At 39.2% G+C, this 13,717-nt stretch carries 15 protein-coding genes; all 15 read left to right on the plus strand.

The features are described 5' to 3' along the window. Positions 1-25: 25 nt before the first annotated feature. The 15 genes from spo0F to MKX31_RS24525 all read left to right on the plus strand — a co-directional run bounded on the left by spo0F (position 26) and on the right by MKX31_RS24525 (position 13,344). Positions 26-394, plus strand: a complete 369-nt coding sequence (gene spo0F, locus MKX31_RS24455; RefSeq protein WP_000398593.1) for a sporulation initiation phosphotransferase Spo0F — start codon at positions 26-28, stop codon at positions 392-394. 211 nt (positions 395-605) lie between these two features. Continuing rightward, positions 606-1,463 carry a class II fructose-bisphosphate aldolase gene (locus MKX31_RS24460; RefSeq protein ID WP_048542703.1) on the plus strand — a complete coding sequence of 286 codons (858 nt, stop codon included), beginning with the start codon at positions 606-608 and terminating at the stop codon, positions 1,461-1,463. Positions 1,464-1,795: 332 nt separating this feature from the next. Beyond that, positions 1,796-3,085 carry a UDP-N-acetylglucosamine 1-carboxyvinyltransferase gene (gene murA, locus MKX31_RS24465; RefSeq protein WP_064476098.1) on the plus strand — a complete coding sequence of 430 codons (1,290 nt, stop codon included), beginning with the start codon at positions 1,796-1,798 and terminating at the stop codon, positions 3,083-3,085. A gap of 116 nt (positions 3,086-3,201) precedes the next feature. Beyond that, the gene (gene glpX, locus MKX31_RS24470) at positions 3,202-4,167 is read left to right on the plus strand and encodes a class II fructose-bisphosphatase (protein WP_000442336.1); all 966 of its coding nucleotides are present in this window, start codon (positions 3,202-3,204) and stop codon (positions 4,165-4,167) included. Between the two features lie 394 nt (positions 4,168-4,561). After that, positions 4,562-5,833 (plus strand): transcription termination factor Rho, encoded by a 1,272-nt coding sequence (gene rho, locus MKX31_RS24475; protein WP_001053898.1) that lies wholly within the window; start codon positions 4,562-4,564, stop codon positions 5,831-5,833. Positions 5,834-6,277: 444 nt separating this feature from the next. Next, complete coding sequence (locus MKX31_RS24480; RefSeq protein ID WP_000643447.1) at positions 6,278-6,523, plus strand: type B 50S ribosomal protein L31; 246 nt, start codon at positions 6,278-6,280, stop codon at positions 6,521-6,523. Positions 6,524-6,633: 110 nt separating this feature from the next. Beyond that, on the plus strand, positions 6,634-7,218 hold the full coding sequence (locus MKX31_RS24485; protein WP_000281086.1) for a thymidine kinase: 585 nt from the start codon (positions 6,634-6,636) through the stop codon (positions 7,216-7,218). Positions 7,219-7,654: 436 nt separating this feature from the next. Continuing rightward, a complete protein-coding gene (gene prfA, locus MKX31_RS24490) occupies positions 7,655-8,722 on the plus strand; it encodes a peptide chain release factor 1 (RefSeq protein ID WP_002096180.1) in 1,068 nt (355 codons plus the stop codon). Further along, entirely contained in the window at positions 8,722-9,573 is an 852-nt protein-coding gene (prmC, locus tag MKX31_RS24495) for a peptide chain release factor N(5)-glutamine methyltransferase (RefSeq protein WP_064476100.1), read from the plus strand. The genes prfA and prmC overlap by 1 nt, the downstream gene beginning before the upstream one ends. Before the next feature lie 113 nt (positions 9,574-9,686). After that, complete coding sequence (gene spoIIR / locus MKX31_RS24500; protein ID WP_064476324.1) at positions 9,687-10,550, plus strand: stage II sporulation protein R; 864 nt, start codon at positions 9,687-9,689, stop codon at positions 10,548-10,550. 49 nt (positions 10,551-10,599) lie between these two features. Beyond that, positions 10,600-11,058 carry a hypothetical protein gene (locus tag MKX31_RS24505; RefSeq protein WP_000758431.1) on the plus strand — a complete coding sequence of 153 codons (459 nt, stop codon included), beginning with the start codon at positions 10,600-10,602 and terminating at the stop codon, positions 11,056-11,058. Positions 11,059-11,166: 108 nt separating this feature from the next. After that, positions 11,167-12,210 (plus strand): L-threonylcarbamoyladenylate synthase, encoded by a 1,044-nt coding sequence (locus tag MKX31_RS24510; protein ID WP_064476101.1) that lies wholly within the window; start codon positions 11,167-11,169, stop codon positions 12,208-12,210. Positions 12,211-12,284: 74 nt separating this feature from the next. Beyond that, entirely contained in the window at positions 12,285-12,833 is a 549-nt protein-coding gene (locus MKX31_RS24515) for a manganese efflux pump MntP (protein ID WP_098111044.1), read from the plus strand. Between the two features lie 19 nt (positions 12,834-12,852). Beyond that, positions 12,853-12,984, plus strand: coding sequence for a hypothetical protein (locus tag MKX31_RS24520; RefSeq protein ID WP_002139014.1), 132 nt, complete (start codon positions 12,853-12,855; stop codon positions 12,982-12,984). A gap of 81 nt (positions 12,985-13,065) precedes the next feature. Continuing rightward, a complete protein-coding gene (locus MKX31_RS24525) occupies positions 13,066-13,344 on the plus strand; it encodes a DUF3935 domain-containing protein (protein ID WP_002034899.1) in 279 nt (92 codons plus the stop codon). The last annotated feature ends 373 nt before the right edge of the window (positions 13,345-13,717 follow it).

The raw sequence follows: 13,717 nt of genomic DNA on the forward strand, positions 1-13,717 counted from the left end.
TATTTACACAGAAAGGTTGGGAGTTATGGAAGGTAAAATTTTAATTGTTGATGATCAATATGGCATTCGTGTGTTATTACATGAAGTGTTCCAAAAAGAAGGTTATCAGACATTCCAAGCAGCGAATGGATTTCAAGCTTTAGATATCGTGAAAAAAGATAATCCAGATTTAGTAGTGTTAGATATGAAAATTCCAGGTATGGATGGTATAGAGATTTTAAAACATGTAAAGGAAATTGATGAGAGTATTAAAGTAATTTTAATGACTGCTTATGGAGAGCTTGATATGATCCAAGAAGCGAAAGATTTAGGAGCTTTAATGCACTTTGCTAAACCGTTTGATATTGATGAGATTCGTCAAGCGGTGAGAGAACAGCTTGCTGTAGAGGCGTAAAAAATGAATTTTTTATAAAAAATATGGAAAAAAGCGTTTACATGGACTATTGAGCAGGTGAATACGGTTGAGTTTTTGAGTACAAGTTGTTATCCTATTGAGTGTAGAAAAAAGTCCGGTATGTAAATATACATATTTTACCTTATTCTGGTCATACTACCAGCGATAAGAACTTATCGGATACAAAAAACGTTTTTTAGGAGGATTCACCATGCCTTTAGTTTCTATGAAAGAAATGCTAAACACAGCACTAGAAGGAAAATACGCAGTTGGTCAATTCAACATGAACAACTTAGAGTGGACTCAAGCTATCTTAGCTGCTGCGGAAGAAGAAAAATCTCCTGTAATCCTAGGTGTATCTGAGGGTGCAGCTCGTCATATGACTGGTTTCAAAACAGTTGTAGCTATGGTTAAAGCTTTAATCGAAGAAATGAACATCACTGTTCCTGTAGCGATTCACCTTGACCATGGTTCAAGCTTCGAAAAATGTAAAGAAGCAATCGATGCAGGTTTCACATCTGTAATGATCGACGCTTCTCACCACCCATTCGAAGAAAACGTTGAAACTACTAAAAAAGTAGTAGAATACGCACACGCTCGTAACGTATCTGTTGAAGCTGAGCTTGGAACAGTTGGCGGACAAGAAGACGACATCATCGCTGAAGGCGTAATTTACGCTGATCCAGCAGAGTGTAAGCACCTTGTTGAAGCAACAGGTATCGATTGCCTAGCTCCAGCTTTAGGTTCTGTACACGGTCCTTACAAAGGTGAGCCTAACTTAGGATTCGCTGAAATGGAACAAGTTCGTGACTTCACTGGTGTACCTTTAGTATTACACGGTGGTACTGGTATCCCAACTGCTGATATCGTAAAAGCTATTTCTTTAGGTACTTCAAAAATTAACGTAAACACTGAGAACCAAATTGAGTTTACAAAAGCTGTTCGTGAAGCATTAAGCAAAGACCAAGAAGTTTACGATCCTCGTAAATATATTGGACCTGGCCGCGAAGCTATTAAAGCAACTGTTGCTGGTAAAATGCGTGAATTCGGTTCTAACGGTAAAGCGTAAGAATAAAATTCCGTTTTGGAAACCGTCTAGTCTTTTAGACGGTTTCCTTTCGTTGTATAATGAAAGCGTGAACAAGTCTAAAGATTTTTATCATTTTGCTTTTGAAATAGAAAATAATGTGCATAGTCCTATTAATAAATGTGATAATGTATCTAAATTGATAAAGTAAATTCGATAAATAGTTAATCTTTATCTATTCGTACTACTGGAGAAATGAGGATAATGGTTTCCTATTTATTGAGTTTTAGGGTGGAAAGAGTGATTGAGATTCTTAAGGGGAGCTTTCTATAAAGATATAGAAAGTAAATACATTCACAAGAAGGGAGCTCAATATGGAAAAATTGCTAATTGAAGGCGGAAGAGCTTTAAATGGAACAATTCGAGTGAGTGGTGCAAAGAACAGCGCCGTTGCACTAATTCCAGCGACAATTTTAGCAGATACTCCAGTAACTATTGGTGGTGTCCCTAATATTTCGGACGTGAAAATGTTAGGAGACTTGCTAGAGGAAATTGGAGGAAGAGTAACTTATGGACAGGAGGAAGAGATGGTAGTCGATCCTTCTAACATGGTTGCAATGCCTTTACCGAATGGAAAAGTGAAAAAATTGCGTGCTTCTTATTATTTAATGGGTGCGATGCTTGGCCGTTTTAAAAAAGCTGTTATTGGGCTTCCGGGTGGATGTCATTTAGGACCGAGGCCGATTGATCAGCATATTAAAGGGTTTGAAGCGTTAGGTGCACATGTTACGAATGAACAGGGTGCGATTTATTTAAGAGCAGATGAGCTACGCGGGGCACGTATTTATTTAGACGTTGTTAGTGTAGGAGCTACAATTAATATTATGCTAGCAGCTGTGCGAGCGAAAGGTAGAACTGTTATTGAAAACGCAGCGAAAGAACCAGAGATTATTGATGTAGCTACATTGTTAACGAGCATGGGTGCACGCATTAAAGGTGCTGGAACAGATGTAATCCGAATTGATGGTGTGGATTCACTGCACGGTTGTCACCATACGATCATTCCGGATCGTATTGAAGCGGGTACGTATATGATTTTAGGAGCTGCATCAGGAGGAGAAGTAACGGTTGATAATGTGATTCCTCAGCATTTAGAGTCAGTTACAGCGAAGTTAAGAGAAGCTGGTGTCCAAATTGAAACGAACGATGACCAAATTACAGTGAACGGTAATAGAAGGTTAAAAGTAGTTGATATAAAAACGCTTGTATATCCAGGATTCCCAACAGATTTACAACAACCATTTACGACGCTTTTAACAAAGGCACACGGAACGGGTGTTGTAACGGATACGATTTACGGCGCACGCTTTAAACACATTGATGAATTACGTCGTATGAATGCACAAATTAAAGTGGAAGGTCGTTCGGCAATTGTAACTGGTCCAGTTTTATTGCAAGGTGCAAAAGTGAAAGCGAGTGATTTACGAGCTGGAGCGGCTCTTGTTATTGCAGGGTTAATGGCGGATGGAATTACAGAAGTAACTGGACTTGAGCATATTGATCGAGGTTATGAAAATATAGTAGACAAGCTTAAAGGGCTTGGCGCAAACATTTGGCGAGAACAAATGACAAGTCAAGAAATTGAAGAGATGAAGAACGCATAAGTGATACTTCCGCAAGGGGGAAGCGAAGCATCACTACTTGCGGAAGTATACTTTGTAGAGAAACACGGTTCACAAAATAAGGCAGAAATATAAAGACTTAAAGGAGAGGGATTATCGTGGAAAGAAGTTTATCTATGGAGTTAGTACGTGTAACAGAGGCTGCAGCATTATCATCAGCGCGTTGGATGGGGCGTGGGAAAAAGGATGAGGCAGATGGTGCAGCAACATCAGCTATGCGTGATGTATTTGATACAATCCCGATGAAAGGTACAGTTGTAATTGGTGAAGGTGAGATGGACGAAGCGCCAATGCTGTATATCGGAGAGAAATTAGGTACAGGATATGGACCACGTGTAGACGTTGCGGTTGATCCTTTAGAAGGGACAAACATCGTAGCAGCTGGTGGATGGAATGCTCTTGCTGTTATTGCAATTGCAGATCATGGTAATTTGTTACATGCTCCTGACATGTACATGGATAAAATCGCGGTTGGCCCAGAAGCGGTTGGGGCGGTCGATATTGATGCACCTATTATCGATAACTTACGTGCGGTTGCGAAAGCGAAAAATAAAGATATTGAAGATGTTGTAGCGACAGTTTTAAACCGTCCACGTCATCAAGCGATTATCGAAGAAATTCGTAAAGCTGGTGCTCGTATTAAATTAATTAACGATGGAGATGTGGCTGGAGCAATTAACACTGCATTTGATCGCACAGGTGTAGATATTTTATTCGGCTCTGGTGGAGCACCTGAGGGTGTATTAGCAGCAGTTGCATTAAAATGTTTAGGTGGAGAAATCCACGGAAAGCTTCTGCCTCAAAATGAAGCTGAATTAGCTCGTTGTAAAAAAATGGGTATTGAAGATATAAATCGTATTCTTCGCATGGAAGACTTAGTAAAAGGTGACGATGCAATCTTTGCGGCAACAGGCGTAACAGACGGAGAACTATTACGCGGCGTTCAATTTAAAGGTAGCGTAGGAACAACACAATCCCTTGTTATGCGTGCAAAATCAGGCACAGTACGCTTCGTAGACGGACGTCATAGCTTGAATAAAAAACCAAACTTGGTTATTAAATAAAAAGCGTAAGCAGCTCGTTCAGAATGGGAGGGGGATGGAGCTTCTGACGTAGAGGCGCTTTTTGCCTCGTAGGAAGAAGTGAAGCCACCGACCATTCTAGCTGCTGAAGCTGGATTGAATAAAAAGTGGAAGCAGCTCGTTCAGAATCGCAGGGCATTGGAGCTCCTGACCATTCTAGCTACTGGAACTAGGTTAAATAAAAGCGAAGACAAATTTTCTTGTCTTCGCTTCTTGTATTTGTGTTTCAACGTATTGATTAAAACTAGATAAAAGGGTTACAATAGTGAATATTACCCTACTTGAACTTATTGCCTTTCATTATTAATTATTTGCCTTCCGTATTTTTTCCCTTTACCCATGTGAAAAGAGAATAATGTTAAAGTGTGGTGTCTGAATGAATTTGTCAATTGCAGCATTAGAAAACATGAAATTAAAAGAGTTATACGAGCTTGCGAAAGAATTTAAGATTTCGTATTATAGCAAATTAACGAAAAAAGAGTTAATCTTCGCTATCCTAAAAGCTCGAGCAGAAAAAGAAGGTTTCTTCTTCATGGAAGGCGTATTAGAAATTATTCAATCAGAAGGATTTGGATTCCTACGTCCTATCAACTATTCTCCAAGCTCAGAAGATATTTATATCTCAGCTTCGCAAATTCGTCGTTTCGATTTACGTAATGGAGACAAGGTTTCTGGTAAAGTACGACCTCCGAAAGAAAATGAACGCTATTTTGGATTATTACAAGTTGAAGCTGTAAACGGAGATGATCCAGAGTCAGCAAAAGAGCGTGTGCATTTCCCTGCATTAACACCATTATACCCAGATCGCCAAATGAAATTGGAAACGGAACCGAAAAAGTTACCGACACGCATCATGGATTTAATCGCACCAGTTGGATTTGGACAACGTGGTTTAATTGTCGCGCCTCCAAAGGCTGGTAAAACAAGTCTATTAAAAGAAATCGCACACAGTGTTACAACAAATCACCCGGAAGCTGAATTAATTGTACTTTTAATTGATGAGCGTCCAGAGGAAGTAACAGACATTGAACGTTCTGTTAAAGGAGATGTTGTAAGCTCTACTTTTGATGAAGTGCCAGAAAATCATATTAAAGTAGCGGAACTTGTGTTAGAACGTGCAATGCGTCTTGTAGAGCACAAAAAAGATGTTATCATTTTAATGGATAGTATTACCCGTTTAGCGCGAGCTTACAACCTTGTTATTCCGCCAAGTGGTAGAACATTATCGGGTGGTATCGACCCAGCTGCCTTCCATAGACCGAAGCGTTTCTTTGGAGCTGCACGTAATATTGAAGAAGGCGGTAGCTTAACGATTTTAGCAACAGCGCTTGTTGATACAGGATCTCGTATGGACGATGTAATTTACGAAGAATTTAAAGGAACTGGAAATATGGAACTTCACTTAGATCGTTCATTAGCTGAGCGCCGTATCTTCCCGGCAATTGATATTCGCCGTTCTGGTACACGTAAAGAAGATCTATTAATTCCGAAAGAACATTTAGACAAGCTATGGGGTATTCGTAAAACAATGCGTGATACACCAGACTTTGTCGAAGGTTTCTTACGTAAACTTCGTCAAACAAAGACAAATGAAGAATTTTTACAAAACATTGTTGCAGACTCAAAAAGATATGTAACAACTAAGTAAAGGGAAAAGATTGGGACTCGCTTATTTTGTGGTAAGCGAGTTTTTTATGTTTTTTTAAGGGAATATTAGGGAGAGTAATTTATGGGAAAAATTTTGTTTTTTGAGATGAAAATCATATTTGGGTCGAGAGTTTGAAGTGTCCCGGATTCTGAACGAGCCGCTTGCGCTTTTAATTATATCCAGCTCCAGCGGCTAGAATCTCCGGCCATTTCGCTCTCTCGGTCGAAGCAAAAAGCGCTTCTTGGTCGAGAGCTCCAATGTCCTGCGATTCTGAATGAGCCGCTTGCGCTTTTAAATTTTAAAAAGACAAAAACAGGTAGTTGCAAAATGGAGTTAGCCTTGTTATAATTTCATCATATGTGTTTCATCAATATAGTTGTGTAAGCAGCTGAAGATGAAAAACTCTGTTTCGAAAATGATTCAGGGCGGAAGGAGATGAAAAGAATGAAAGCAGGAATCCATCCAAATTACAATAAAGTTGTATTTATGGACACGAACACAGGCTTCAAATTCTTAAGCGGGTCTACTAAAGGCTCTAGCGAAACTGTTGAGTGGGAAGATGGTAACACTTATCCATTACTAAAAATTGAGATCAGTTCTGATTCTCACCCATTCTACACTGGACGTCAGAAGTTTGCTACTGCAGACGGACGTGTTGACCGCTTCAATAAGAAATACGGTATCAAGTAATAAAGAACATAAAACAGGCAAGTGTATGTATTCGCTTGTCTGTTTTTTTTGCAAAAATATTAAACCTTTACCCTACTTTGGATTAGGAAAGTAGATGAAAGGAGAGCTCAATGTACTTAATGAATCAAAATGGTTGGATTGAAGTGATTTGCGGGAGTATGTTTTCTGGAAAATCAGAAGAGCTCATCCGCCGTATACGCCGTACGCAATTTGCGAAACAACATGCGATTGTATTTAAACCATGTATTGATAATCGTTATAGTGAAGAAGATGTTGTATCACATAATGGATTAAAGGTTAAAGCAGTTCCTGTTTCAGCTTCAAAAGATATATTTAACCATGTAACAGAAGAAATGGATGTTATTGCAATCGATGAGGTACAATTTTTTGATGGGGACATTGTGGAAGTGGTGCAAGTATTGGCAAATCGTGGCTATCGTGTCATTGTAGCTGGATTAGACCAAGATTTCCGTGGTCTACCATTTGGACAAGTTCCTCAGCTGATGGCGATTGCTGAACATGTAACTAAGTTGCAGGCAGTTTGTTCTGCATGCGGATCTCCTGCAAGTCGTACGCAACGTTTAATCGATGGAGAACCAGCGGCATTTGATGATCCAATTATTTTAGTTGGGGCTTCGGAATCGTATGAACCACGTTGTCGTCATTGTCATGCAGTACCTACAAAACAAAGATAAATGAAACTCGCTATGTAGAGCGGGTTTTTTTCGAAAATAAATGAAGATTGGTGACCGGCTCTTCAAACAGCTAAGAACTTTAGCAGTCAGAGCTGAGCAAGCCGCTTACGTTTTTAAATATTATCTAGCTCCAGCGGCTAGAATGGTCGGTGGTTTCGCTTCTTCCTGCGAGGCAAAGAGCACCTCTCTGTCAGAAGCTCCAACCTTCTCCCATTCTGAGCAAGCCGCTTGCGCTTTTAAATATTATCTAGCTTCAGCGGCTAGAATCTCCGGCCATTTCACTCTCTCGCTCGAAGCAAAGAGCGCTTCAAGGTCGAGAGTTCCAATGTCCTGCGATTCTGAGCGAGCCGCTTACGCTTTTAAATATAATTTGCGTTTTTTTGATTAAGTACCATATACTATTTGTATTAGATACTAGGATGTAGAGGTGAATGGTGTGTTAGATCGTTTGCAAGCTGTAGAAGATCGTTATGAGAAGTTAAATGAATTGTTAAGTGACCCAGAGGTTATTAGCGATACGAATAAGCTTCGTGAGTATTCAAAGGAACAATCTGATATGCAGGAAACGGTAGAGGTGTACCGTGAGTATAAAGATGTTCGTGAGCAATTAAGAGATGCAAAAGCAATGTTAGAAGATAAGTTAGACGCTGATATGCGTGACATGGTAAAAGAAGAGGTTTCTGAATTAGAAGGACAAGATAAAGAATTGTCAGAGCGTCTGAAAATTTTACTTGTTCCAAAAGACCCTAATGATGATAAAAACGTTATCGTTGAGGTTCGTGGTGCTGCTGGTGGTGACGAGGCGGCTTTATTTGCTGGTGATTTATATCGTATGTATAGCCGTTATGCTGAGGTACAAGGTTGGAAAACTGAAATTATCGAAGCGAGCTATACAGAGTTAGGTGGATATAAAGAGATTATCTTTATGATTAACGGTAAAGGTGCTTTCGCGAAGCTAAAATTCGAGAATGGTGCTCACCGTGTACAACGTGTTCCTGAAACGGAATCTGGTGGACGTATTCATACATCTACAGCAACTGTAGCTGTATTACCAGAGGCAGAAGAAGTAGAAATTAGTATTCATGAAAAAGATGTTCGTGTTGATACGTTTGCTTCTAGTGGTCCTGGTGGACAAAGTGTTAATACAACGATGTCAGCGGTACGTTTAACGCATTTACCGACTGGTGTAGTTGTATCGTGTCAGGATGAGAAATCACAAATCAAGAATAAAGAAAAAGCGATGAAAGTATTACGCGCACGTGTTTATGATAAGTTTAGACAAGAAGCGCAAGCTGAGTATGATCAAAACCGTAAACAAGCTGTTGGTACGGGTGATCGTTCAGAGCGTATTCGTACGTATAATTTCCCGCAAAACCGTGTTACAGACCATCGAATCGGTTTAACGATTCAAAAGCTAGATCAAATCTTACAAGGTAAGTTAGATGATTTCATCAATGCCTTAGTGATGGAAGATCAGGCTCAAAAGATGGAGGCAGCTGAGTAATGCGTGTCTATGAAGCCCTGAAATGGGCTTCTTCTTTTTTACAGGAAAATGGACGAGATGAAAATGCGGGAGAAATTGTCCTTTGTCATGTATTAAAGACGAACAGAACCGGAATGCTCATGAATATGCGTGAAGAAATAACTGTGGAACAAGAAACAAGTTTTACGGAGTTTATTCACAAGCATGTAGAAGGTATTCCTATTCAATATATGATTGGTTATGAAATGTTTTATGGACGGTCGTTCTTTGTGAATGAAGAAGTATTAATACCAAGACCGGAAACAGAAGAGCTTATAGTAGGAGTGTTAGAAAGAATCGAGCGTCATTTCGGTGATGAGAAACTGCATGTGGCGGATATCGGTACAGGTAGTGGAGCGATTTCTATTACGCTTGCTTTAGAAAATAAAAATCTTCATGTGTATACGGTAGATATTGCACAAGAGTCGATTGAAGTTGCAAAAGAAAATGCAAAAACTTTGGGCGCAGAAGTAACGTTCTATCATGGTGATTTATTGTCACCATTTTATAAAACAAGTCAAAAGTTAGATGTTGTTGTTTCAAACCCTCCATATATACCGGAAGAGGATTGGCGTGGCCTTTCTCCTGTGGTGAAAGAGCATGAGCCAAAGAGAGCACTTGTTGGTGGTGAAGACGGATTAGATTTCTATCGCCGTTTTATGGAAGAGTTGCCGAATGTGTTGCAGAAGAAAGCAATTGTGGCATTTGAAATTGGAGTAGGGCAAGGTGAGGATGTAAAAGGGTTGTTACAACAAGCTTTTCCACATGCTCATGTTGAGGTTGTTTTTGATATTAATGGAAAAGATCGTATGGTATTTGCAGAGATGGAGTAAGGTTCACACCTTACTCTATTTTTTTTGTGGAAAAATTCATATAGATTTTGAATTTAATAGTTTAGAAAGATGAAAGTCTGTCCACACTGTTTGTAGAAGGGACGGTGGAGGAAATGAAAAAACAAGTTATTGCTTATCTTCTTCTATTATTAATTGGTGCACAGTTACTTGTGCAGTTTGGATATATGAAAGCTGATGCAAAAGGGCCTTCAGTTATTCCGAAAGAGGCCGTTCGATTACGAATTTTAGCAAATAGTGATTCAGATAAAGATCAGGTGTTAAAGCGCAAAGTGCGTGATGAAGTAAAAGCACAAATTGATGGATGGGTAGCGGATTTAACTTCATTTGAAGAGGCGCGTAAAGTCATTCAAAGTCATATTCCAGAAATCGAAAAAACAGTGGCAAATACGTTGAAAAAAGAAGGAAGTAAAGATTCATTTCAAGTGAAATTTAGTAAGAATGTAAAGTTTCCTACAAAGGTATATGGGAATTTTATTTATCCAGCAGGGGAATATGAGGCGGTATTGATTACAATTGGGGAAGGGGAAGGGGCAAACTGGTGGTGTGTATTATTTCCACCGATGTGTTTCTTAGATTTTTCAAGTGGTACAGCTGTAAGGAAGGAAGAACATGTTGTGAAGGCTGAATCTCCTGAAGAGGGGGAAGTTAAGGAGCAAGATGAGGAAGTGGTGGATGTACCAGAGAAGAAAGAGGGTAAAGTGAAAGAAACGAAAGTTGTAAAGCAGGAAGCTGTAAAAAAAGTAACAGCTTCTGAAAAGAAAGTAGTAAAAAATGAAACAAAAGTAGAAGAACAACCTGTAAGTAAAGAGGAAACAAAAACTGTGGACAAAGTGGAGAAACCTGTGGAACAAAAGCAAGAAAAACAAAATGAGTATGTAAAAGTAGAGGAGGAAGAAGAAAAGCCAGAAGTTAAGTTATTTATTGTAGAGGCTTTTACATCTTTATTCTCTAAATAGTACTATTAGTAAATCCCTTCTCATATATATAAAAGAGGAGGGATTTACTATGAAGAAAGTATATTTTGCGACGAAAGCAGATGTGGAAAGATTGCATTCTTTTTTCGGACAAGCTAATAAAAAAGATGATAAAATAAATGAGTTGTACGCGCAATTTATGATTTTGGAAGAGGCGGAAGAGATACGGGCTGTTATCGGATATGAACAAAGTGAAGAACATGCACTGATTCGTTCTTGTTTATTCACACCTAATGTGGATAAACAGACTTTCTTATATTTTTTTGAAATGTTTTTGCAGTATATGAAAGAAAAAAATATTCGACAATTGTACTTACTAACAAATCATCCACAATCTATAACAATCTTTCAGTTTTTTGACTTTGTTACTATAGAGAAAGAAAACGTACCAGAGGGAATTCGACAGTTAGAACACTTTTGTAAAAATATAAAAGAGCCAAATGCAATAATACTAAATTGTCAGCTATTCACAAAGTTATCCACGGATTAATTAGGTTTATCCACATTTTGTGGATAAACCTTGTTTGTCTTTTGGATAAATCTCATAGTAAACTAAAAATAGACAAGTATTTCAGGGTAGAAAAGGACGTGGGAAAAAATGCATACAAATATGTGGGTTGTGGATAATGTTGTGGAAAGAAAAAAATATTATCCACAGTTAGAAGAAGCAGCAAAATTATTAAGGGAAAACGAGGCGATTGCCTTCCCTACAGAAACGGTATATGGACTAGGCGCCAACGCGATGAATGATGAAGCAATCGCGAAAATTTTTGAAGCGAAAGGAAGACCGAGTGATAATCCACTGATTGTCCACATCGGTACAAAATCACAGTTGGACGGGATTGTGAAAGAAATCCCGCCAGTTGCAGAGAAGTTAATGGAGCACTTTTGGCCAGGTCCGTTAACAATTATTTTACCTAGAAAAGAAGGAATTTCAGAGAAGGTGACGGCAGGACTTAATACGGTTGGAGTAAGAATGCCTGATCATCCAGTAGCGCTTGCTCTTATTGAAGAGGCGAATGTACCTGTTGCAGCACCGAGTGCGAATCGTTCTGGTCGTCCAAGTCCGACGTTAGCGTCTCACGTATATGAAGATTTAAATGAGAAAATCGCAGGTATTGTAGATGGTGGTGCGACGGGAGTAGGTGTTGAATCGACTGTAATTGATTGTACGAGCGCTGTTCCAACGATATTACGCCCAGGTGGGATTACGAAAGAACAATTAGAAGAGGTGATTGGTACTGTTTCTTTAGATCCGGCTTTAAAGGACGAGAAAGAAAAACCGAAATCACCTGGAATGAAATATACACATTATGCACCGAAAGCGCCACTGAGTATTGTAGAAGGTTCACGTGAATTTATTCAACGCCTTGTGGATGAGAAGAAAGAAGAAGGGTTCAAAGTAGGTGTATTAACGACAGAAGAGTATCAGCATGTATATAGCGCGGATGTTGTATTGTCTTGTGGTGTTCGAAGTGATTTAGCTAGCGTTGCGACTAAATTATATGATGTACTTAGAACGTTTGATGCAAGTGAAGTGGATGTTATTTTTAGTGAATCATTCCCGAATGAAGGAATAGGGAATGCCATTATGAATCGCTTAACGAAAGCGGCAGGACATCAGGTTATTACGGAATCATAAGGTACGATTAGCAAACCGAATATTTCTCCTCGGATAAGCATATTTTGAAGTAGCACGTCCGAGGAGGGACATGAATGACGTTTGAACAGCTAATACCTTTAATAATTATGGCATTCGCCCTAGGGATGGATGCGTTCTCGGTGAGCCTTGGTATGGGAATGATGACCTTAAAGGGAAGACAGATCCTGTATATCGGTATGACGATAGGGATATTTCATATTATCATGCCATTTATAGGGATGGTATTAGGTCGCTTTTTATCAGAGCAGTATGGAGACATTGCACATTTTGCAGGTGCTATTTTATTAATTGGACTAGGATTCTATATTGTATATTCATCTGTTTTGGAGAATGAAGAGACTAGAACGGCCCCTATCGGAATTAGTTTATTCGTATTTGCATTTGGCGTTAGTATAGATAGTTTTTCAGTAGGTCTTAGTCTTGGAATTTACGGAGCAGAGACAATTATTACGATATTATTGTTCGGACTAATAAGTATGTTACTGGCTTGGATGGGTTTATTGCTTGGTAGCCATGCCAAAAATATACTTGGCACATACGGTGAAATAGTAGGTGGTATTATTCTTGTTGGGTTTGGATTGTATCTCCTTTTTCCTATATAATTTTATGTAGGAGGGAATTATGAACAAGCTATTGGAATGGTATGTTAAGCTTTTAACCTTCTTTCCTCGATGGCTAAGAAGACTTATAATATTGGGTGTTATTTTGCAAATTTCGATGTTAGGTTGGATTAAGTTAATTCGTGAATGGTGAGATAGTTCCTTTCTGTGCATAGTTTCGTTTGTACTATATTGATCACACTAAAAAATTACAAATATAGAAAGGATGAGATGAATGACGAGATTAAAGCAAGTTTTTGGTATTATTATTAGTTTTTTTGTTTTTTGGTTCAGTATGCTCGGTGTACAAATGTTTGCTGAGTTTTTAGATATTGAGTCATTGAAGTTTGTTGCAGGAAAATCAGAGGCGGCGCGTACTTTTTATTCTCCGTATCCGTTTTTAATTGTTTTCCTTATTACGTTACTTTCCTTATATTTCTTTGTAATAAAGCTTGGTAGATCTAAAAAAGAGAAATTCCCGGCATTAGAGGAGAAGAACGAAGAATTACGATAAAAAATCCCCCGCTTTCAGCGGGGGGTTATGTTTAGGTGATGGAAGTGAACGGGCCTCTTGCGCTTTTAGGGGATATATCCAGTTCCAGCGGTTAGAATGGTCGGTGGCTTCGCGCCTTCCTGCGAGGCAAAAAGCGCCTCTACGTCAGGAGCTCCATCCCCTTCTCATTCTGAACGAGCCGCCTCTGCCTTTAGGGTGTGATATCCAGTTCCGGCGACTAGCTCTTCGCATCTAAGAACCTTCCGCCCGAAAGGCAAAAAGCGCCTTTAGGGCGAAAGAACCTTAGCCGGTCAGAGCTGAACGAGTCGCCTCCACTTTTAGATATATCCAGCTCCAGCGGCTAGAATCTCCGGTCATTTCGCTCTCTCGTTCG

The sequence above is a fragment of the Bacillus sp. FSL M8-0063 genome (genome assembly GCF_038005545.1).
In the GTDB taxonomy this organism is placed as follows: Bacteria; Bacillota; Bacilli; order Bacillales; family Bacillaceae_G; genus Bacillus_A; species Bacillus_A wiedmannii.